At 40.6% G+C, this 21479-nt stretch carries 18 protein-coding genes; 10 read left to right on the top strand and 8 right to left on the bottom strand.

Going from position 1 to position 21479, the window contains the following annotated elements; genetic code table 11:
- Position 1: 1 nt before the first annotated feature.
- Both BM375_RS01235 and BM375_RS01230 read right to left on the bottom strand, forming a co-directional pair.
- Positions 2-3259, bottom strand: a complete 3258-nt coding sequence (locus tag BM375_RS01235) for a SusC/RagA family TonB-linked outer membrane protein (RefSeq protein ID WP_244525790.1) — start codon at positions 3257-3259, stop codon at positions 2-4.
- A gap of 112 nt (positions 3260-3371) precedes the next feature.
- Complete coding sequence (locus tag BM375_RS01230) at positions 3372-4328, bottom strand: endonuclease/exonuclease/phosphatase family protein (protein ID WP_170852555.1); 957 nt, start codon at positions 4326-4328, stop codon at positions 3372-3374.
- A 205-nt stretch (positions 4329-4533) separates the two neighbouring features.
- On the opposite strand from BM375_RS01230, the gene BM375_RS01225 reads away from it, so the two are divergent.
- Genes BM375_RS01225 through BM375_RS01215 form a run of 3 tightly spaced genes read left to right on the top strand, consistent with a single transcriptional unit; the run spans position 4534 to position 7911 of the window.
- Entirely contained in the window at positions 4534-5709 is a 1176-nt protein-coding gene (locus tag BM375_RS01225) for a glycosyltransferase family 4 protein (RefSeq protein WP_093363339.1), read from the top strand.
- A complete protein-coding gene (locus BM375_RS01220; RefSeq protein WP_093363338.1) occupies positions 5694-6719 on the top strand; it encodes a lysylphosphatidylglycerol synthase domain-containing protein in 1026 nt (341 codons plus the stop codon). The genes BM375_RS01225 and BM375_RS01220 overlap by 16 nt, the downstream gene beginning before the upstream one ends.
- Positions 6694-7911: a glycosyltransferase family 4 protein gene (locus BM375_RS01215; RefSeq protein ID WP_093363337.1), complete on the top strand. Its 1218-nt coding sequence runs from the start codon at positions 6694-6696 to the stop codon at positions 7909-7911. Before BM375_RS01220 ends, BM375_RS01215 begins: the two co-directional genes overlap by 26 nt.
- Here BM375_RS01215 and BM375_RS01210 read toward each other — a convergent pair.
- Entirely contained in the window at positions 7902-9509 is a 1608-nt protein-coding gene (locus tag BM375_RS01210; protein WP_093363336.1) for a calcineurin-like phosphoesterase C-terminal domain-containing protein, read from the bottom strand. The two genes, BM375_RS01215 and BM375_RS01210, sit on opposite strands and share 10 nt — an antisense overlap.
- Before the next feature lie 202 nt (positions 9510-9711).
- Between BM375_RS01210 and BM375_RS01205 the strand changes: the two genes are divergently transcribed.
- Positions 9712-11265: a sulfatase family protein gene (locus BM375_RS01205; RefSeq protein ID WP_244525789.1), complete on the top strand. Its 1554-nt coding sequence runs from the start codon at positions 9712-9714 to the stop codon at positions 11263-11265.
- A 20-nt stretch (positions 11266-11285) separates the two neighbouring features.
- Here BM375_RS01205 and BM375_RS01200 read toward each other — a convergent pair whose 3' ends face one another.
- The 4 genes from BM375_RS01200 to BM375_RS01185 all read right to left on the bottom strand — a co-directional run bounded on the left by BM375_RS01200 (position 11286) and on the right by BM375_RS01185 (position 14450).
- A complete protein-coding gene (locus tag BM375_RS01200) occupies positions 11286-11945 on the bottom strand; it encodes a hypothetical protein (RefSeq protein ID WP_093363334.1) in 660 nt (219 codons plus the stop codon).
- Between the two features lie 46 nt (positions 11946-11991).
- On the bottom strand, positions 11992-12684 hold the full coding sequence (locus BM375_RS01195) for a hypothetical protein (protein WP_093363333.1): 693 nt from the start codon (positions 12682-12684) through the stop codon (positions 11992-11994).
- Positions 12685-13047: 363 nt separating this feature from the next.
- A complete protein-coding gene (locus BM375_RS01190) occupies positions 13048-13851 on the bottom strand; it encodes a ZIP family metal transporter (RefSeq protein ID WP_093363332.1) in 804 nt (267 codons plus the stop codon).
- Positions 13848-14450, bottom strand: a complete 603-nt coding sequence (locus tag BM375_RS01185) for a phosphatase PAP2 family protein (RefSeq protein WP_093363331.1) — start codon at positions 14448-14450, stop codon at positions 13848-13850. The genes BM375_RS01190 and BM375_RS01185 overlap by 4 nt, the downstream gene beginning before the upstream one ends.
- 262 nt (positions 14451-14712) lie before the next feature.
- On the opposite strand from BM375_RS01185, the gene glmM reads away from it, so the two are divergent.
- The gene (glmM, locus tag BM375_RS01180) at positions 14713-16095 is read left to right on the top strand and encodes a phosphoglucosamine mutase (RefSeq protein WP_093363330.1); all 1383 of its coding nucleotides are present in this window, start codon (positions 14713-14715) and stop codon (positions 16093-16095) included.
- A 100-nt stretch (positions 16096-16195) separates the two neighbouring features.
- Here glmM and BM375_RS01175 read toward each other — a convergent pair whose 3' ends face one another.
- Entirely contained in the window at positions 16196-16714 is a 519-nt protein-coding gene (locus BM375_RS01175; RefSeq protein ID WP_093363329.1) for a GNAT family N-acetyltransferase, read from the bottom strand.
- Positions 16715-16835: 121 nt separating this feature from the next.
- Between BM375_RS01175 and BM375_RS16955 the strand changes: the two genes are divergently transcribed.
- The 5 genes from BM375_RS16955 to BM375_RS01155 all read left to right on the top strand — a co-directional run bounded on the left by BM375_RS16955 (position 16836) and on the right by BM375_RS01155 (position 21358).
- Entirely contained in the window at positions 16836-17459 is a 624-nt protein-coding gene (locus BM375_RS16955; protein WP_139227472.1) for a hypothetical protein, read from the top strand.
- Between the two features lie 237 nt (positions 17460-17696).
- A complete protein-coding gene (locus tag BM375_RS17280) occupies positions 17697-18149 on the top strand; it encodes a helix-turn-helix domain-containing protein (protein ID WP_212611598.1) in 453 nt (150 codons plus the stop codon).
- A 132-nt stretch (positions 18150-18281) separates the two neighbouring features.
- Positions 18282-20675, top strand: coding sequence for a phenylalanine--tRNA ligase subunit beta (gene pheT, locus BM375_RS01165; protein ID WP_093363328.1), 2394 nt, complete (start codon positions 18282-18284; stop codon positions 20673-20675).
- Between the two features lie 31 nt (positions 20676-20706).
- Positions 20707-21015, top strand: a complete 309-nt coding sequence (locus tag BM375_RS01160) for a hypothetical protein (protein WP_093363327.1) — start codon at positions 20707-20709, stop codon at positions 21013-21015.
- Positions 21016-21067: 52 nt separating this feature from the next.
- Positions 21068-21358, top strand: coding sequence for a cell division protein ZapA (locus BM375_RS01155; RefSeq protein WP_093363326.1), 291 nt, complete (start codon positions 21068-21070; stop codon positions 21356-21358).
- The last annotated feature ends 121 nt before the right edge of the window (positions 21359-21479 follow it).

Below are 21479 nucleotides of genomic sequence, written 5' to 3'. Positions count from 1 at the left end.
ACTATAGTGAAAGTTGTAGGTTAAAGCCCCATGTACGTGGTGTAGGCATCTGGCCCATTTCCATGCCTGGCATAATCGTATCGCCATTCAACGCTGCTGTTTCTGGATCAAAGATTGGGAATTTCGAAATCATCGCTAAATCCCGACCGAAAACGGCTACATTAATGTTAGAGACTCTTAATCGTTTACTAAAAGACTGTGGTAAACGATATTCTAAACGAACTTCACGTAATTTTAAATAAGAGGCATCAAAGCTATTGGTCTCTGCATTCGCTCTGCGGTAATAATCGCCGTACCAAGTCTGGATAGCAACCTCTTTGGTATTTGGAGAATAGGTGCCGTCACTATTTTGGATAACGCCATCGCCAACTATGGTCATTGTTTCACGACCCCGAAGGGTATGCCCAAGTTTTCCTTGTTCGGTCATTTTGTGGTGGGTTTGTGAGTACACGATACCACCGTATTGACCATCCAAAAGCACGCCTAGAGTCCAGTTTTTGTATTGGAATTCGTTGTTGAAGCCTGCACGCCAATCTGCATAAGCATTACCTATTTTTTCCATTTCTGTGGGACGTATAGCAAGACCTGTGTTGGCATCGAAAATAACCTGTCCTTGCTCATTGCGCACTAAGGCATAACCATACAGGTCGCCGGTAGTACCTCCTTCACGTGCGATGATGGAAACTGCTCCTGCTCCACTTGTTGCTATAACCTGCTCCTCAGTGTTTAGATCTTTACTTAATTCTAAGATACGGTTTTTGTTTTTTGCCCATGTAGCCGTAGTTGTCCAGCTAAAATTGTCATTTACGATAGGACGACCGCTTAGTAAAACCTCAATGCCTCGGTTGCGTACTTTGCCACCATTGATGAAAGCGGAACTGTAACCTGTGGTAATATCCAACGGTACACGTAACACCTGATTGACAGTAACGTTGTTGTAGTAGTTTACATCCGCATTTAAGCGACTGTTGAACAACGAAAAGTCTATCCCGGCTTCCCAAGAGGTTGAAATTTCGGGTTTCAGATTAGTATTGTGTAATGTTGACGGAGAGGTAGACGATCCAGGGAACGGCGAAATTTGATAATATTTATGCAACCGATAAGGTTCGGTGTCGTTACCCACCATTGCCCAAGACAAGCGTGCTTTAGCAAAAGAAATGGTCGAAGGCAGTTCAAAAATATCCGAAAGGATATAGCTGGAACTTACGGATGGATAGAAATAAGAACGGTTGGACGATGGAAGGGTAGATGACCAGTCGTTACGTCCAGTAATGTCTACATAAACTTTATCATCCCAGCCTAAGTTGACCAAACCGTAAACACTATTCACATTTTTTTCTTCAATGGTGTTATTGGCAACTGGTGCTTCCAAAGAATTGCTCAGCTTGTATATGCCGGGAAGGTTTAGCGCACGCGCTACTGCATTGTTCTCTTTGCTGTTGTACTTACGAACGTTGCCCCCTAAAGATGCTCTTAGCGAGAAACGATCATCCCATGACTCATTGAAGCTAAGTAGAGCGTCGGTATTGGACTCGAAGAAATATACATCCTGCTGCTTGTAATAACCGCGAGGGAAGTTTGCCGTGTCAAAAGGACGACGGCTTTCGCGTTTGTCCTGACGTAGGTTGATTCCCGAGCGCACCATCAATTCCCATTTCGGATTAAAGGTGTAAACCCCTTGTAGATTACCGTCCATGTTCATACTGTTGATTCCGTTGGTCATCTCATGCATGATGATGAATGGATTCTCGATATAGGAGCTATATGGGTGAATCTGTTTCAACTGTTCTTGGCCACGTTTCCAACGGGGGCCGTATACAGCATTCAAATCCACGTTTGGATTTTGGAAAATCATGAAATAGGAGATAGACTGATTGTTATATCCTGTTCCCGGAAGATTGTCGCTGTTTTTGCTTGCATAAGAAAACTTTGCATTGATCTTCAATTTCTCCGAAATCTGCGCACTGGTGTTCATCGATGCGACCAAGCGTTCAAACCCCGAATTTTGCAGAATCCAATTGTTTTTGGTGTGCGTCAGAGAGGCGCGTGCAGAGAATTTATCCGTAGCTCCGTCAAGTGACACACTGTTGGTGAATGTGCTCCCTGTCTGGAATAGGTCGCGGATATTGTTTTTATAGGGCTGCCAAGGCAAACGTTCTGTAGATTGTTCTTCTGTTGCGGGGTCGTATTGATAATACATTTGTCCATTAAATTTAGGACCCCAGGCACTGGAAGTAGAACCTGTATTTACACCATCCTCAGAAAGACCATAGGAATAATAAAGCTCACCGTTAGCATTACGGTTATTATTACCTTGACCGTATTGATATTGTATATCCGGCCATCTTAAAATATCATTTATCGCTGTGTTAGAGTTTAAGGAGATCCCGATACCGTCACGTTTAAGACCTTTTTTAGTCGTGATGATTAAAGCCCCATTTCCAGCACGACTTCCGTAAAGGGCTGCTGCTGCAGGTCCTTTTAACACGGTTACGGAGGCAATATCATCAGGATTCAAATCGCTCAATCCATTACCAAAATCGATGGGAATATCTTTGTCTATGTTTCCGGTAACACCGGCACCATAGGCATCGTTGACACCAGAACTGGCTTTACCGCTACTGTTGATCATTGGGATACCGTCGATAACAATCAATGCTTCATTGTTATTGGGACTGAAAGAACGGTCTCCACGCAGGTTTATGCGGGTGCTGTTTAGTGGTCCAGAACCTGCTTGTGTAAGATTCAATCCTGCTACTTTACCTTTTAACGCGTCTGACCAGTTTGTAGGCATAGCCTCGCGTAGTTCGTCACCTTTGATGGTACTCACCGCATACCCTAGTTGGCGTGCCTCGCGTTGGATACCTAAAGCCGTGACAACGACTTCGTCGATATCGGCAGAGGTGGCTTTCAATGACACAACGAGATTATTTCGCTGTTGGGTAATAGCGATTCTCTCGGTGGTGAAACCTACGCTGCTTATCCGCAATTCACTACCAACAGGCACTGAAATACTGAATTTACCTGCACCATCGGTGGTGCCGACAGTCTGCTGATTGACGTGGAGTGTAGCACCTTGGATTGGTGTTTGGTCGTGGGCATTTACAACAACACCCGTCACCTGAACTTGCTCTTGCCAAATGGTGTTCATGCTGTTTACTGCCATGGCTGTTCCTGGCATTTGGAGCGGTAATGCCAATAATAATGGCAAATACCTAACTTTTCCAAAGTTTACAGTAGTTCCCCTGCTTTTTTTCATAAAGAATTCCGTTTACTTTTATAAATGAGTTAACTCAAAGTTTGCGGCAAAGCTACCGGAGGTAAGTTCCCTTAAGGTTAATGTAGGGTTAATAGATTATTAAGTTTTCTTTTTATCGTGTTTTCCATGAAATAACGCATGAAACAGCATGATGATCGGAAAGGGCTGTGTGCTTTTTGTTCGAAAAATATTGATCTTCAATCTTATATTGACGAGGTAGGAATATAATATCTTCACTATTTCGGAAGAATATCTTATCAATGCTTTCGCAATTATCGGTCAATGTCAATTTTTCTTTAGGTGTGAAAGAGGGTTGCCCATCCGGATATTCTCCATTATGCATCATATTCACCCACACATCTTGCAATTGTGTTTCCTTGGTGAACCATTGCAGATTATCCCAAGAAGCGGCAAAATGTGCATTAAAATCGCCCATAACAAGCACTGCATTTTTTGCGGAATGCATATTTATATATTCGGCCAATTGTACTATGTTTTTTTGACGAGCGGCGGCGGCGGCTTTTTCGTCGCGGGCGGTTGCATGCACATTATACACATCAACATAGATATTTTTGGTTAATTGTATACGGATAAAAGAAAATCCTTTGGCGGCTAAACAGTCAGAACCATGGCATGCATTCCATGCAATGCGTTTTGTTTCGGTTATAGGGTATTTCGATAGGGTGTTGAGCCCATCGCCGTAGGGGAGTCCCGGTTTATGCAAGGTGCGAAAGGGGTGATTATTCTCGGAATTATAAAGTTCTTTGTGATAGTGAAAGTCCTCTTGTACATTGACGATGTCAAATCGATTGATTTTCTTCGCAATTTCTTTTATGCTACTTGCGCGTGGCGTACTTGCTGCGGATAGTACTTCGGGAAGACCTGCAATGTTGTATGTCAGGAGACTTAGTTCTCCCTCTTTGAGATTTGTTAACTCAGCGGTGGATAGTTCGGACTTAGATTGGATATAGGGGGTAGAAGATGTCGTCTTTATCCAATAGGCGCCTGTCAGGAGGAGGAGTAAAACAGGGGATACTTTGTTCCAGAACTTCTTTTTGTGCAAAGCCATTTCGAAGACCATTTTGTGAGTTATTTTATTTTACCCAAAGCTACCTTGTGGTTATTAGCTGTTTATGAAAAATTGATTAATTTTTTGTTTTCTAATTGTTTGTATATCTTGAAATATCTTTATAATTTCATAAATCGTTAATATACAGTTGTTTTTAAGGAAATATTCACTATCTATCTTGTTCACCATAAAATCAGGGTACCGTATGGTGAAAACAGTTTTTTTTGCAGAGATACTTATACAAGAGTTTGATGGTGCATCGCGAACCATGTTTCAGATTATAGATCGGATTGATGCCTCGAGATTTTCGTTTTTGTTTGTTTGTGGTCAAGGTCCGGAAGAATTACATGGGCATCGGTGCTTACATGTACCTACTGTAAATACGAAAGTCAACAAAGATTATAGCCTGAGTGTGCCTCTCTTGGTGAGGAGCAGACTTATACGGGAATTGGATGCCTTCCAACCGGATGTTATTCACATCGCCACGCCGTCACTGCTGGGATTTTTTGCTTTAAAATATGCACGACAAAGAAGTATCCCAGTTATCAGCCTATATCATACCAATTTCCTTTCTTATATACCTTACTACCTCAAAAAAATGCCTTTGCTGATTAAACCTGTACAACGTTGGATGCGGGCAGCAACACGAAGATTCTATAATACCTGTCAATTGACGTATGTGCCATCGTTGACAATGCAGAAGCAATTGGAAGATTTGGGGGTAGAAGGAGAAAGGTTGACGCTTTGGCAAAGAGGGATTGATTTGAACCTGTTCCACCCCGGAAAAAGGGATAGGGATTATGTACAAGAAATTACTGGCAATAATCAGCCTAATATTTTATTTGCCAGTCGATTGGTCTGGGAGAAGAATATCCAGACGTTGATTGATATCTATCATTTGTTGGATAAACAGGGCATAGCGCATAACTTTCTCGTTGTGGGGGAGGGACCAGCGAAGGAAGAGATGCAAGAGCAAATGCCCAATGCTATTTTTTTGGGTAAGCTATCCCACAACGATTTAGCTGCTTTATATGCGTCGTGCGATGTTTTTGTGTTTCCTTCGGTATCGGAGACATACGGAAATGTAGTGGTGGAGGCTATGGCTTCGGGTTTACCGTGCGTCATTGCCAATGGAGGAGGAAGTGCGGATTTGATACGTCACCGACAAACCGGATATAAGTGCAAACCAAAGGCAGCAGAAGATTACTTGATTTATATCCGCCTTTTGTTAGAGGATGATAGTCTTCGCTCTTACATCGCCCGTCATGCACTCGATACGGTGCAGGAAATGGACTGGAATAGATTGACGAATCGCTATTTTGCGGAACTTGCACAATTAAGTTTGAAACCGAATCGGGAATTGATATGGCTCGCCGGTTAATCAGCACGCGGATCCTAAGACTACTGGTCATAGCCGCTATCTTTGTGTCTATTACGATTTTTATTGTGCAGGTTGATTTCCGGATGGTCTTTGCAGAATTGACAAAAATAGGATGGAAATTTTTCATGCTGATCGGTGTCACTTTTGTTGCCTATCTCTTGGGTACATTAGGCTGGTGGGTATGTTTGGGCACTCAGCGGAGAAAAATAACGGTTACAAGACTTTTTATGATCCGTCAGGTGGGTGAAACAGTTGGTTTGTATAACCCCACCAGTGTGATAGGGGGGGACGTCTTGAAAAATGAATTACTTAAACCTTATGGAATATCGACCGAATTGACAACCCGATCAATCGTTGGTTCGCGGATAACAGCTGTCTTGTCGCAATTATTGTTACTTACATTGGCTATTATCTGGCTGATGTCCAATATGGATTGGACATCTTCTGCTTACGTTAAATATGGGTTGTGGTTTTTCCTTAATCTATTGATTGTTGGGCAGATTGTTCTGTTTTTCTGGCTTAGCCGAACATCGAAAACCACAGGAGCGAATGTTGAAGAAGGGGGATGTTTTCGTCGATGGGTGTATAAGGTCAGGGATTTAGCCGTTCAGGCTCGGTGTTTTTATCAGCAGCAGTCTGTGAATTTTTGGCTTTCCTATTTGCTCTTTGCTTTGCATTGGCTGGTCGGGAGCATGGAATTTTATTATATTCTTTCCTTTCTGGGGTATAATATCCCGCTGATGGAGAGCTTGCTATTGGATATGGGCGTTATCGCTGTGAAAAGCCTGGGCGCATTTATTCCCGGACAGTTAGGTATAGAAGAACTGGGAAATAAGTTAGTGCTAGCCGTTATTGGTATTCAGGCTGTTTCGGTTTGGCTAGTAGTATCTGTACTCCGCCGTGCGCGTCAGGTCTTTTGGATATTCATTGGCATAATCTGTTATGTTTTAGTCCGTAAACCGGATACACTTAAACTTTTCAACTATGGAAATCCTGTTCGTCAGTCATAAATATCCACCTGCTACAGGGGGGATGGAAAAACAAAGCTATGAGTTGATAAAAGGTATGGAAACCTGTGTCACGGTAAGAAAGATTGTTTATACAGGAGAAGAGAGTTCTTTTCAATTCTTCCGGAAGTTGAACGGTCGTATTTTGGCGATGATACATCGCTATCCTAAAATTAGTGTCGTGCATTTCAATGATGGGCTGATTGCGGCATTGAGTCTGTGGCATGTTGGTTATGTGCATTTGAAACGTGTCGTGACTTTACATGGATTAGATGTTGTCTTCCCATGGAAAATTTACCAGCGCTTTATTCTTCCTCGGTTTAACCGCTTCGACCAAGTAGTGACGGTGAGCAAGGCTACAGCGAAAGCTGCTATAGAAAGAGGAATCGCTGCGGATAAAATAACAGTCATTCCCAATGGCATAGACCATCATTTTGCTCAGGCCACACAAGAAAAACAATGGATAGATTTCTGTATAAAATACGATATTCCTCAAAATCGTCGGATACTTACTACCTTGGGACGACCTGTAAAACGAAAAGGGTTTTCCTGGTTTATAAAGAACGTTTTGCCAAAGTTGTCTGAAGAGAGTTATTTGGTGATGGCAGGACCTTTTTCAGTTGAACCCTCGAAGAAAGAGAAATGGCTTAACCGTTTACCTGCTCGTTGGCGGGAGTTATATATGTTGATGATGGGATACCCTTCTGACGAACAGGAACTTCGAGGTTTGCTTTGTGATGAACGATATAGCAATCAAGTGAAGCATGTAGGTAAGCTTCCACAAGAGGATTTGCAAGTGCTCCTTGCGGAAGCAACTGCATTTGTGATGCCGAATATTCGTGTGTCAGGAGATATGGAAGGATTTGGTTTGGTATGCTTAGAAGCGAGTATTAGCGGAGCAATCGTGATCGCGTCAGAACTCGAAGGAATAACGGATGCTATACATCATCGGAAAAATGGTCTATTGATAGAAGCTGAAAATGAGGCATTGTGGGTGCAAACCTTGAAGCAATTGTTTGTTGATTCTAAAGCAATGGTGGAGCAACGCGAAGCTTACCGTAATTATACGTTAAATCATTTTGGTTGGGATAAGATGGTAAAAGATTATGCAAGGCTTTTTGAACGATTACAATTGGAAAAAGAAGAAAAGGGATGTTGTGTACATACGCAACATCCCTCTGTCCATTATTTCTGAGGTGGGTCAGGATAATTTTTAGTGGGGTCTACACGATAGCTACTTGATGTTTCATATGTATTCCCATAATCGTCTGTAGCCCGGATACGGATCTCGTGTTGACCGACCGGAAGTGTAGCAGGTAAGGCTGCCCACCACAGATGTCGACTGATTACGGCATCAGAAGGACGACGACCGGGAAGTAGTGTATCTCCATTGTCCCATGGATAGAGCGAAGCCAGATAAGCTGGATCAGTCGCATTGGTTGGATGCATCACTTTCCATTCACCACCGTCTACGGAATACTCCACTTTGTTCCCGTGATGCCCCATAAAGAAATTGGCATAGATGGCTGCACGGGAAGTTTTCCCTTGACCAACTACCTTGGCATGGAATACATTGATTTGATGCTTGCTGTCTTTTCCTGCAACTTGATAACGGATGTTATAATTGTTGTTGTCAAAATCAATAAAAGCATAACCGTTTGGTGTTCCGTCACGCATTGTTGTAGTCGGAACACCACGTTCATCCAATTGTCCTGAATACCAGTCGCCGGAAGTAGTTCCTGCGTTATACTCATGGTGCGGCTTTGCCTGATGCCATCCGTTTTCTTTCGTGTAAAATAGCTGATTTTGTAAATGTGTGTGTGCAGATAGTGAAAGTGTATTCGGATAGTCCTTTAATAGGTCGAAAAGACGTTGCCTGTCTTCCGCACGGAAAACATCGCCGTTGTTATGTTCTAAAGGGATGTGAAAAGCCAAAACAATGAGGTGGTCTTTGGGTACAGTTTTCAGGTCGTTCTCTACGAAGTCAAGTTGGTCTTTTCGGAAACCGCCCAGATAACCTTTGCCTGTCCGTGGGTTTGGGTAGAGAATATCATCCAACACAATAAAATGTACCTTGCCATAATTAAAGGCGTAGTTTGCCGGGCCAAAGTTGGTCTCAAAGGTTTCGTCGGATAAGCTATCTGCCGTTACGTTGAAGTTCATATCGTGGTTTCCTATGACATTGTACCAAGGAACACCGATACGGGAAATACTTTTTTTATAGCCGTGGTGCAGATCCAAATTGTCACCAACCAAATCCCCCAAGCTGATACCGAAGCTAATTCCTTTGATTCCTTCTACTTCATCTACGATACCACGATTGAAGAAAGCAAGCTCCTGTTCGGTGTAGGCCTGCGGATCGCCGAATACTAAAATGCGAAATTGATCGGATTCATCGGTTTTTTGAAGCCCGAAATCGATGCTCTTCGGTAATGCTCCGGTGGGAGCAACACCTTTATAGGTCAAATTCTCTGGTGAACCTTTGGGTTTATGGATATAATAGGATTGGGGAAGATTGTTATTATCCAATGCTGAGATATAGCCACTTGGTTTAATGACGAATATAATATTATCATCGCCAACAGGCAATTGGTATTTGCCATTCGCATCTGTCAATACGACTTCTACACCATTACTAACGGATACATTAGGAAGTCCTACTTCCTTCTTATCACGTTTACCATTGTTGTTTTGGTCGTGGTATACTGTACCCATGGCCATTTCCTGTGCATAACTCCATCCAGAAAACAAGAGTAATCCGCTGCTGATAAAAGCTTTTAATTGATGTTTCATTATAGAATTTGAATTAATTGTATATTAAAAGGAATGTATACATCGAATACTACAAATGTACTGGTGCTAGATTAAGCTAACGTTAAGGTTTTGTGAGGTTATTTGTATCCTAATTATTAAAGTTGTATTTTCACCATAATCATTTTTATGTATAATAAAGAATAAGATGAACATATGTAAGTTGTTATCTGTGAGCTTTTTTATGGTGCTGCCATTTGTAGGTAGTGCCCAGACCAAGGCCAAACGTCCAAACATTGTCTATATTATGAGTGATGACCATGGATATCAGGCAGTAAGTGCTTACGGCTATGGGCTGAATGAAACACCGCACATTGATCGGCTTGGAAAAGAAGGTGTATTATTTACTCGAGCGACAGTAACTAATTCCCTGTGTGCGCCCAGCCGTGCGGTTTTGCTCACGGGAAAACATAGTTTTGTGAACGGAAAGATTGATAACGAAGCAAAATTTGACTGGAATCAGGATAATTTTGCGAAGCTTTTGCAGAAGAACGGTTATCAGACGGCTTTAATCGGTAAAATCCATATGGATGGATTGCCACAGGGTTTTGATTATTCCGCAGTGCTCATCGACCAGGGTGAATACTATAACCCTAACTTTGTGATTAATGGCACTAAGCAGCAGATAGAAGGTTATGTAACTGACCTGACTACCGATATGACGTTGGATTGGATTGCCAAGCGTGATACAAGCAAACCTTTTTGTGTGCTTTATCATCAGAAAGCGCCTCATCGCGAATGGCTGCCAGCATTACGACATATTCAGGAATATACTTCCCGTACTTATAAAGAACCGACAACTTTGTTTGACGATTACCAAGGGAGAGGGACGGCTGCTAAAACAGCAGAAATGCATATCCTAAAGCACATGAATTGGGCAGGGGATAATAAGATTCCGCCAGCGATGATGGACGAACTGGGAATTAAGGAATATATGTCTTGGGATAAGGCGGCGTTCAACAATAACCTCGGACGCATGAGTCCGGAAGAACGTGCTAAGTGGGATGCGGTATACGACCCTATTATGGCTGATTTTAAAGCGAATTATGCGCATATGTCGGATACGGAGCTTATGCGTTGGCGATATCAACGGTATATGCAAGACTATTTGGGAACGGTTGCAGCAGTCGATGATGGCGTAGGGCGTTTGTTGGATTTTTTGAAAGAAAACGAATTGGATGAAAATACCATTGTGATGTATACGTCGGACCAAGGTTTTTATCTTGGAGAGCACGGTTGGTACGATAAGCGTTTTATGTATGAAGAATCCCTGCGCACGCCTTTACTGGTTCGCTATCCGGCTGAGATTAAATCTGGTCAAACTTCCGATGCCTTAGTACAGAATCTGGATTTTGCACCGACTTTGTTGGATTATGCGGGCGTGGAAATTCCACAAGATATGCAAGGCGAATCGTTCCGAAACCTGGTCAATGGCAAAGAAAAGAAATGGCGGGATGCGGTGTATTACACCTATTATGAATACCCGTCTATTCATACCGTCAAACGGCATTATGGTATACGGACAGACCGATATAAGTTGATGCACTTCTACTATGATGTTGATGAATGGGAGCTTTATGATTTAGAGAAAGATCCAAAAGAGCTAAATAATGTTTATAACCATCCAGATTACGCACAGGTGCGGGCGGATATGCACAAAAAACTTGCGGACACCCGTCAGCAATATGGTGATTCCGAAGCAAATGATAAGCGTTTTCTGCCTACAACAAAGAGATAATATAATAGCTTTAAGAAGGATTAGTCCTTCTTAAAGTTTATTAAAGTGCCATCTTCATTGAATTCCAAGGAATAACGAGACCGATCCGTGTCTATACTACCTGGATACCACCGTGTTTTATTCTTGTTTATAACAAAGTAAACCGTTATATCGGGCTTTTCAAAATCGATTTCTTTGAGTTTTTGTTGGATGCTTTCATATACTTTATTCGCGTTCACGAAAGGTACTTTATCTAAGGAGATAAGCCTTTCCTCTACACGGTCGGCTTTGGTTGTCCGCACAGGCTCACCCCATTGGCCATTTTTGTAATGATAGCTGTCAATAAATTCCGGATTCTCTGGATTCTGGATGGTCAGGATAATTCTTCCATCATTATAGAAATGGGCATTACGAAAGATAACAATGGGCTTTCCTTGAAACTCAGATCGCTGACGCAAGCTGTTCTCAGCCTGTTGTAGTGCTTCTTTATCGGCCGTGAATATCCTCTGTTGTTCAGATCGACCTAATTCGGCTAATTCATCCTCACTATAGAATTCATTAGCAGTATTGCTTTTGGGCACATTTGTTTCTTTCTTTTCCTCTTGATTGGTTTGTAGTGTATCGGTAATAGACTTACTGATTTCCCGACAAGAAGTACATAAGATTGCGGCTATGAATAAATATAATGTCCTTTTAATCATGTGTTTCGTGTTTTAAAGTTATATAAGTAAATGATCCTCCTTCACTTTATTCAATATCTTCTTCAAAAGCAATAACTTCTGGTTCCTCTGGTAGATAAAGTATTGTTTTGGTTTCTTTGTGTATGTAGGAAAGATTTAACAGGTTGACAATCTTTTTTATGCTTGCTTGGTGGGTTCTGCCTTTGGTATCCATGAAAGAAAGATTAAACTTCACTTCCGGTTGGTTATTGATGTAAGTTCCGGTCTGCGTAGCGGATAATACAGTCGCATTCGTCTTATTTCCGAAAAGTAATAGCTTCATTCCTTTGCTGCCTCTTGCAGCCCTGTTGTACCACCCACCTTTTATCATATAGCCGATGAAACCGAAGAGAGCAATCATGTAAAGTGAAAGAAGCAGGGGATGGTAAGCGACCAAGAAGCGCCAACCGTATCCATTGTTTTCCGTTTGGTAAGCATAGAGGAAATATCCGATAATAGCAAATACGAATAAGCCCCAAAGTATGTATAATGTTGCAATACGACCCGAATGTAATTTAGCTTGTATATCTTCCGGAAGAATATATGGGGGATAACGCAATTGTTCATCGATACACAAACGTAATTTTTTGTCAGGTTCATATCGACGGAGCTGCGGTTGGCTATTGTTTATGGTTAACGTGTAGCGGACAGTCTGCTTAGCGAAGTTGTTAAATTCGACAGTTACCTCTTTGGGTACATATCGATCATCGTTGCTTGGCAATGTCTTACTACTGATGACTGTACCAACAACGGAGCGACCGCTTTGAAGAATCTTGCTGATATTTGTACGTTGACCATAGGTGTTTTTTAGATGGATCGCGCCAGTATAACTAATACGATTGTCCAGCCAATAACCGCTATAGCAAGCAGCAACAATGCTATTATCGGGTTTTCATCTGCAATATTATTTCGTGGGATATTGTAATAGATGATAGCGGGGTGGGCAAATACGAAGTATAAAACAAAGAGTATTCAGAAATATTTGAGATTTTTCATGGGTGCTGTAGATTGTTTATACCCAAATATAGAAGAATTAGATTAAAAAACGAAGGGCTTTGTGTTATAACACAAAGCCCTTCGTTTTTTAATGTTGGTGCTCCTCATCATGATGGTGATGATGTTCATGATCGTGATGATGGCCTCCACCGTGGTCATGGCTGTGACCATCGAATAGAAAGTTTGCTAACGATACGGCTATTCCTAAAAGAACAGCGAGCATTTTCCTTTTATTGAAAGTATGGTGATCTGCCGAACCGGATTCAAAGAGAATGGTAGTAGAAATGTGTAGGAAAATACCAATCACGATAGCCATCATTTTGTCGAAGTATTGTGCGATATTGCCTATCTCTCCTTGACTAATCCCTTTACTTGTTAAAAAGCCTAGTGGAGTCATTGCCGCAAAAATCAAGACAAATAAGGTAATCTTTGTCTTGTTCAGTTTGGTGTTCAACAAAAGGCTACCCAATGCGAATGCTGCAGGAATGTGATGGATAGCAATACCAAATACCAACTCTGTCTGATGGCCCGCTGCTAAGGGCATCCCTTCCAAGAAAGCATGTAAGCATAAGCTTATCAAAATCCCCAATGGAAATACTTGATGGTTGCTGTGGTGGATATGTCCATGCTCAATCCCTTGTGAGAATTGTTCCAACACTAATTGGAAGATAAAGCCCCCAAGCACATAAAGACCTATCACTTCAGGACTTGTTGTGGAACTGAGATAAACATGTGGAATCAGGTGCAATACCGTGATACTGAATAGATAAGCCCCGCTAAATGAAAGCGTAAGTTTTAATAAATTGGTGTTATCTCTCTTGACAAAGAAAACAGCCAGACCCGCCAAAAAGGCTGATCCAAATAAAATCGTGACGATTAAAAAAGAACTCATAGTGTGTTAGCCGTAGCTTTATTAGTATCTGCTTGTAAATAATTTGGGAAAAACCGTTTGAATAAATATCCCATACCTGTCCCTATACCAATTCCCAATAGTGCCCCACAAAGAATATCAAAAGGATAATGAACACCTACATAAATCTGTGAAAAACTGATAAGTGATGCCCAGGTAATGCAAAGCCAGAGTGTATGTTTCCATCTCCTGCGGAATAGGGCTATCCAGAAAAAAGCCATGGCAAAATGGTTGGTGGCATGCGAAGAAGTAAAACTAAATCCAGATCCACAGCGAACCCTAATGTTGACTTCTTCTTTAAAGACTAGATCGTTACATGGGCGTATGCGCTTGACATTTTTCTTGATAATATGAGATGACAAAGCATCGGATACACCGAAATTTGCTAAAGTAAAGGCAACAATAATTATCCCCATCTTACCGTAATTCTTGATAAAGAAGATAATCAGGAATAAATATAAAGGTGCCCAAGTATAGGGGTTTCTAAGGATAGGCAGTAACCAATCAAAGAAAGGATTACTCATTCCTTGATTGATGAGTAGAAATATCTCTTGGTCAAAATGGATTAACTGATTTAACATAATACGTAACTATGATGTTTAAAAACTTCCCAAACATAAATAATTCGTTTTTATTAAATGGCATGTATCCATAAAAATGAAGCTATTTATATCTTCCATCGTAAACACTTTGTTCGAGTAACTAAGGATAAAAGAGTGTCCCGTTCTCAATCTAAATGTAACAATGTTGCGCAAAAGTAATGTTTCCAATTTAAATGTGAAAGTTTTATATGAAAATTATACGATATAAAGCTATTTTTACGATTTAAAGTTTACAGAAAATATGACACTTATTAAATCTATATCAGGTATTAGAGGAACAATAGGGGGCAAGCCGGGAGATGGTTTGACACCTATCGATATCGTAAAATTTACAGCGGCCTTTGGAAAAATATTAATCGAGAAGACCGGTAATAAGAAATTTGTGGTAGGACGAGATGCACGTCTGTCTGGGGCGATGGTGAATAACCTCGTTGTGGGTACTTTGCAAAGTATTGGGGCAGATGTGGTTGATTTAGGACTGTCGACTACGCCGACGGTGGAACTGGCAGTGCCTATGGAGAATGCTGCAGGTGGTATTATTCTGACAGCTTCCCATAACCCGGGGCAATGGAATGCTTTAAAGCTTTTGAATAACAAAGGTGAATTCATAAACGATCAGGAGGGAAAAGAAGTACTGGCCCTAGGTGAATCTTTGGATTTTGACTTTGCTGAGGTTGATGATTTGGGACAGATTGTTCATGATGATAGCTACCTCCAAAAACACATTGATGCAGTTTTAGCATTGCCTTTGGTCGATAAGGAAGCAGTTCGTCAAGCAAACTTTAAAGTAGCAGTAGATGCAGTAAATAGTACGGGAGGGATTTTTATTCCAGCCTTGTTGGAAGCCTTAGGTGTTCAGACTGTATATAAAATACATTGTGAGCCTAATGGGCATTTTCCGCATAACCCTGAACCGCTGAAAGAGCATTTAACCGATTTATCAGCTGCAGTTTTAGAAAATCAAGCAGACTTAGGTATTGCGGTTGATCCGGATGTGGATCGTTTAGTATTTATGATGGAAGATGGCGAGCTGTTTGGCGAAGAGTATACATTAGTTGCAGTAGCTGATTATATCTTACAACATACGAAAGGAAATACGGTATCCAACCTCTCTTCCACGCGTGCTTTACGTGATATAACCGTAAAACATGGTGGCGAATATTATGCCGCTGCTGTAGGTGAGGTGAATGTTGTAACGAAGATGAAGGAAGTACATGCTGTCATCGGAGGTGAAGGAAATGGAGGGGTTATCTATCCCGAATCGCATTACGGGCGCGATGCCTTGGTTGGTGTGGCTATTTTCTTGACGCACTTGGCAAAATTGGGTAAAAAAGCCTCTGTATATCGAGCCGAGTTGCCGCAATATTACATGTCTAAGAATAAAATTACGTTAACACCAGAATTGGATATTGATGGTTTATTGCGCAAAATGCAGGAAAAATATAAGCATGAGCAGCATAGCACCATTGATGGGTTGAAAATTGATTTTGCTGAAGAATGGGTACATCTTCGTAAATCCAATACGGAACCGATTATCCGAATCTATTCCGAAGGACCTACACCAGAGGCTGCGGAAGCTATAGCAAAGAAAATCATGAACGAAATCGAGGAAATTATTAAGTAAAGTATCAAAGAAAAACATCACCGTCATTGCGCTGTGCCTCGCCTCTGGCGATGGAGAAACGAAGCAATCTGGTGATGTTTTCTCTTTTGAGATAGCTCCTCTATATTTGTTTTTTCATCATGATATCTGTTTGGGCATCATTGCCTAACAGGAAGATATGCTTATCAAATGCCACAAAACCATTCTTTTCATAGAAACGGATAGCACGTGGATTTTCCTCCCAAACCCCTAGCCAAATGTAATCGGCTTTTTTCTCTATGGCAATAGCCATTGCCTTCTCGTATAGAACCTGACCGATATTCTTACCATGAAATTCTCGTAATACATAAATTCTTTCGATTTCAAGTGCTTGTTCATTTTTTAATTCAGTCTGCGATTCCCCAAAATTGACTTTCAGATAACCAATAATCTGTTGCCCTATCCGTGCAAAATAAAAGGCAGAATTAGTATCGTTAAGTTCGTGTGCTAATTTCGATAAGGAAAAACCTTCTTCGAGATATCTTTTCATATTCTCGTCTGTGTTGCTCGATGAAAAAGTTTCGAAGAAAGTTTGTCGGCCAATCTGTTGGAGTTGCTCTTTATCTTTTAAGGTTACTTGCTCTATCGTTATATTATCCATGTTTTCGTTTAAAATGTTACGTGAGTAATTTACGCAATTCTTAACACCATGAAAACAGAATGTCTACAAAATCGGTGTTTTTATTTGTAATAGGTCTAAACAAATAAAATAATAACAGATCATGCTAAAGCTTGTTAATCAGACTTCTGCTATTTCCGGCACTATAAATAGAACTGTATTGACAGACTGTATCTCCTATTTTAATATACAGGCTATCCGAGACAAGTTGCGGTTTCAGAGTCGAGAACTTAGTGTTTGCTTGATTTTTAACTATGGACAGGCTATAGAAATCCAAGTGGAGAGTCGGACAAGGGAGCTACAGGCAAACCAATTTAATGCAATAACTATTGCCAAAGAGGAATTGTTGATTTCTTCGCAACTCAAGGAATCGCCACTTTCTTTATATATGATAACACTACCATTTCTGTATTTTAAGGAAATCATGGATTACTTTTCCTTAAAGCCAGATGGTATTGAAGAGAATGATTTGTTTGTGTTCAAGGATAACAATGATATTAGTGACCAGCTTCATTATAATATACAAACCATTAATGCTGTACATTCTTCTCCAGAGGGAGCTAGTTTATATGCGCACGGGAAACTGTTAACCATTTTAGGGCTCCAAATGCAGCAAAGTGCGACCGAACCTGCGGGTCTTAGAGATACGCAAATTTCCGGAAGACTTCCAAATTCGGTATCACACACATCTTTATTGCCAAAGCGGAAGTGTGAAATTTGTCTTTAATGGGAGGCAATATCATTGCAAAAAGGGGGAATTTATCTTTTGGTTAGCTGGTTTTGCTGTTTCTGATTTGTGTTTTTCCGCAAATTTTAAAGCCATGCTTTTGTTTGTGGACAACGACCTGCTGACAATGAATTTACCCAGTGCAACTATGAGTATAGACAGCTATGTACATTCCAAAGAAAACCCGATTTTGCATCCAGAGAAAAAGACAAAGAGAAAATCTTAAAAAATTTTCAGTTGTTGTATGATAAATCACAAGAAACCAATCATCGATTTTATGAAGAAGTGTTGAAACTCCAAATGCAACTTTTTCTTTTGGAAATGTGGCATATTTTTGAAGACGAAATCGACCGACGCAAACGTAGTTTGCAAAGTGGCACGTTGTACGAACGGTTTATACAGTTGGTACAGGAATATTGTATGAAAGAGCGAGAGGTGCGGTTTTATAGTGATAGGTTGAACATTACACCCAAATATCTCAACTATATTTGTAAAGTCAATACCCGAATTACGGCTTCGGAATGGATACAGCGGTATGTGAAAGAACGGATAACCATTTTGCTACAGAACAAGAATCTGAATATCTCAGAAATTGCCGATGAAATGGATTTTTCGAGCCGTTCGTTCTTTACTCGTTATGTGAAAAAAATGTTGGGTGTAACTCCAAAAGAATATCGGGAACGGTTGTAGATTTAGAATAAAGCTGAATAACGATTACTTAAGACTTTATGATTTGCGAAAAAAAACGTGGTTTTTCCATTGGAATAATGGATATTCCCTTAACAAAAACCTATCTTTGTGCCTAAAATAGAGGATTCCAAGATGAATATTTCCTATAATTGGCTTAAGAATTACATTGATATAGATAAAACACCCGAGGAACTATCCTTGATTTTGACGGATATAGGACTCGAAGTGGAGGTTCTGGAAAAGGTACAGAGCATTCCAGGAGGTTTGGAAGGTTTGGTTGTGGGCGAAGTGAAGAGCTGCGAACAACACCCGAATGCCGATAAATTGAAAGTCACTACAGTGGATGTAGGGGCTGAAGAGTTGTTGCATATCGTATGTGGCGCACCTAATGTCCGTACAGGACTGAAAGTAATCGTCGCTACAGTTGGTACTCATTGCCATCCTACGCAAGGCGAACCTTTCAAAATCACCAAATCCAAAATCAGGGGAGAAGTTTCAGAGGGAATGTTATGTGGTGAGGATGAGATAGGTTTGGGTAGCTCACATGCAGGTATTGTTGAGTTGAAAGATGATGCTGAGGTAGGCTCTTTGGTGAAGGATTATTTCAATATCCAGGATGATTATCGCTATGAAATTGGTTTGACACCTAACCGTGCCGATGCGGCCTCACATCTTGGGGTTGCTCGTGATTTAGCCGCATATTTCCGTAAATCCTATACCTTGAATGAGGCTTCTTCATTCAAAGCAACAGATGACTTGCTGACCAAAGTATCGGTTTTGGCTTCAGAAGCTGCGCCACGTTATTCAGGAATCAATATCAGTAATGTGACTGTAACAGATTCACCGGATTGGTTGAAAGAAAAACTGCAAGTCATAGGGATCCGTCCAATCAATAATATTGTTGACATCACCAATTATATCTTACATGATTTAGGTCAACCTTTACATGCGTTTGATGCAGATAAAATTTCTGGTAATGAGGTTGTTGTCCGATTAGCTAAAGAGAATGAATCTTTCATTACTTTAGATGGGGTCGAGCGTAAGTTGTCTTCGGAAGATTTGGTTATTGCTGATGCAGAAAAACCAATGTGTATTGCCGGTGTGTTCGGTGGTGAGCACTCTGGCGTAAGCAACGAAACGAAGAATATCTTCTTGGAGTCTGCTTACTTCAATGCGGTTTCTGTACGTAAAACATCCAAAAGACATACATTAAAAACTGATTCTTCTTTCCGTTTTGAGAGAGGGACTGATCCTGAAATGACGATATATGCATTGCAAAAAGCTGCATTGCTTATACAGGAAATTGCAGGTGGACAGATTGCTTCAGCTGTTACAGATATATATCCGCAACCAGTCAAACCATTTGAATTTACGGTCAATTATGCTAACGTGCAACGTTTAATCGGTAAGGAAATTCCAAAAGAGGAAATCCGTGGTATCATTGCAGCTTTGGGAATTGCTATTGTGAAGGAAGATGAGAAGGATCTTTTGGTGAACGTTCCAGCCTATAAAGTGGATGTGACTCGTGAAGTGGATGTTATTGAAGAGGTATTACGTATCTACGGCTATAACAATATTGAATTAGGGACTCAGATAAAGGCATCCTTAAATACACAAGAAAAACCAGACAAGGAAGTCGTACTGAACCAAATTGCCGATTTGTTGATTGCGAATGGTTATAGAGAGATTCTAAACAACTCGCTGACAAAACTTGCCTTTGCCGATGACGAAAATACGGCTGTGCGTTTAGTGAATCCGTTAAGCTCGGATTTGGACACAATGCGTCAAAATTTGCTTTTCTCAGCATTGACATCGGTGTCTTACAACCAAAAACGTAAAAATCCGAACGCGAAGTATTTTGAATATGGTAAAACGTATTTCAAATCAGAAGAAGGATATACGGAGAAACAGAATTTATCTATTTGTCTAGCTGGAAACGACAGAGAAGAGCACTGGAAGACCAAAACACAGCCTGTTAACTTTTATCATTTGAAAGCCACAGTAGATGCTATTATTCAACGCCTTAACATTTCAGGTTTACAGCTTGTGGAAGCTAATGGAACATACTTTGATTACGGTTTGAGCTATATGAAAGGCCAGAAGGTCTTGGTTACTTTGGGAGCAGTATCATCCGTGAATTTGAAAAAAGCCGATGTGGATGGAAAGGTCTTTTTCGCGCAGTTTGATTGGGATTTGGTTATCAAAGCTATCCGTAAGAATAGCATCAAATACCAAGAAGTTTCTAAGTTTCCTTCAGTACGCCGTGATTTGGCTTTATTGGTGGACGATGCGGTTACTTTTGAGCAGTTGAAAAATATCGCTATTAAGACAGAACGTAAATTGCTCAAAGAGGTTAATATTTTTGATGTTTATAAGGGCGATAAATTGGCAGCAGACAAAAAGTCTTATGCTCTGAGCTTTATCCTTCAGGACGAAGAAAAAACGTTAAATGACAAGCAAATTGATGCAATAATTAAAAAATTAATTCTTAACTTTGAGAAAGAGACAGGAGCTACAATACGTTAGTTCAGCTCCATATAAAGTATAATTGCGAAATATGGCTACACTATCTTCACAAATGAATATCATCGTTGAGAAAACGAGAAATTTGATTCAATTGTGTGAGGCCTTACAAGAGGAAAATGACCTCCTAAAGTTAGAAGTACAATCGTTGCAGGTTGCATTCGAAACCAGTTCGGCGAAAGTACAACAATTGGAGGAAAAGCTTAAAGCTTTGGCAGTTGCGAAATCCTTGGAAGAGTCGGATGTGGATAGGGAAGCAATAAATGAAAAAATACTTGACACAAAACAAAAAATTAACGATTTTGTGCGAGAAATAGACAAATGTATAGGCTTGTTGAAGTAGGTGTAAGAAAGGAAGAAGTAAAAGCCTGTTACGTTATTTAAGCTCAAAAAGCATGGGAGAGATTTCCATAAAGATAAATATCGCAGACCGTGTCTACCCATTGCGGGTAGAGACAGAGGAGGAGGAGATTATCCGCCACGCTGCGAAATTGGTTAATGAAAGAATAAAGGAATTGCAAGATAATTATGCAGTTCGTGATAAGCAGGATTTATTGTCTATGTGTGTATTGCAATATGCTACAGGGATGATAAAGGCTGAACGCAAAGCCCAGCAACATGAAGATGGGGTCGAGCAACAGGTTCATGAATTGGATGCCCTGCTGAACAATTTCTTTAGTAAATAAATATCGTTCTTTTAAGTAGAGCTTTATAACGACGAATTTGCCGCAATTAAATTCGGGTTGTCACTATTTTAAACTTAACGCTTCAATATCACGAGCGAAAACAAGATGTAGGCCATTTTGC

The organism is Sphingobacterium wenxiniae, assembly GCF_900116225.1.
In the GTDB taxonomy this organism is placed as follows: Bacteria; Bacteroidota; Bacteroidia; order Sphingobacteriales; family Sphingobacteriaceae; genus Sphingobacterium; species Sphingobacterium wenxiniae.
Note: the sequence above shows the minus strand (reverse complement) of the source record. Positions and strands in the feature narration are given on the sequence as shown.

Coding starts and splice junctions, on each gene's coding strand:
- BM375_RS01210 (WP_093363336.1), bottom strand. CDS start 9,509: ATGAAACATCAATTAAAAGCTTTTATCAGCAGCGGATTACTCTTGTTT.
- BM375_RS01215 (WP_093363337.1), top strand. CDS start 6,694: ATGGAAATCCTGTTCGTCAGTCATAAATATCCACCTGCTACAGGGGGG.
- BM375_RS01205 (WP_244525789.1), top strand. CDS start 9,712: ATGGTGCTGCCATTTGTAGGTAGTGCCCAGACCAAGGCCAAACGTCCA.
- pheT (WP_093363328.1), top strand. CDS start 18,282: ATGAATATTTCCTATAATTGGCTTAAGAATTACATTGATATAGATAAA.
- BM375_RS01225 (WP_093363339.1), top strand. CDS start 4,534: ATGGTGAAAACAGTTTTTTTTGCAGAGATACTTATACAAGAGTTTGAT.
- BM375_RS16955 (WP_139227472.1), top strand. CDS start 16,836: ATGCTAAAGCTTGTTAATCAGACTTCTGCTATTTCCGGCACTATAAAT.
- BM375_RS01200 (WP_093363334.1), bottom strand. CDS start 11,945: ATGATTAAAAGGACATTATATTTATTCATAGCCGCAATCTTATGTACT.
- BM375_RS01235 (WP_244525790.1), bottom strand. CDS start 3,259: ATGAAAAAAAGCAGGGGAACTACTGTAAACTTTGGAAAAGTTAGGTAT.
- BM375_RS01160 (WP_093363327.1), top strand. CDS start 20,707: ATGGCTACACTATCTTCACAAATGAATATCATCGTTGAGAAAACGAGA.
- BM375_RS01190 (WP_093363332.1), bottom strand. CDS start 13,851: ATGAGTTCTTTTTTAATCGTCACGATTTTATTTGGATCAGCCTTTTTG.
- BM375_RS01230 (WP_170852555.1), bottom strand. CDS start 4,328: ATGGCTTTGCACAAAAAGAAGTTCTGGAACAAAGTATCCCCTGTTTTA.
- BM375_RS01185 (WP_093363331.1), bottom strand. CDS start 14,450: ATGTTAAATCAGTTAATCCATTTTGACCAAGAGATATTTCTACTCATC.
- glmM (WP_093363330.1), top strand. CDS start 14,713: ATGACACTTATTAAATCTATATCAGGTATTAGAGGAACAATAGGGGGC.
- BM375_RS01175 (WP_093363329.1), bottom strand. CDS start 16,714: ATGGATAATATAACGATAGAGCAAGTAACCTTAAAAGATAAAGAGCAA.
- BM375_RS01220 (WP_093363338.1), top strand. CDS start 5,694: ATGGCTCGCCGGTTAATCAGCACGCGGATCCTAAGACTACTGGTCATA.
- BM375_RS01155 (WP_093363326.1), top strand. CDS start 21,068: ATGGGAGAGATTTCCATAAAGATAAATATCGCAGACCGTGTCTACCCA.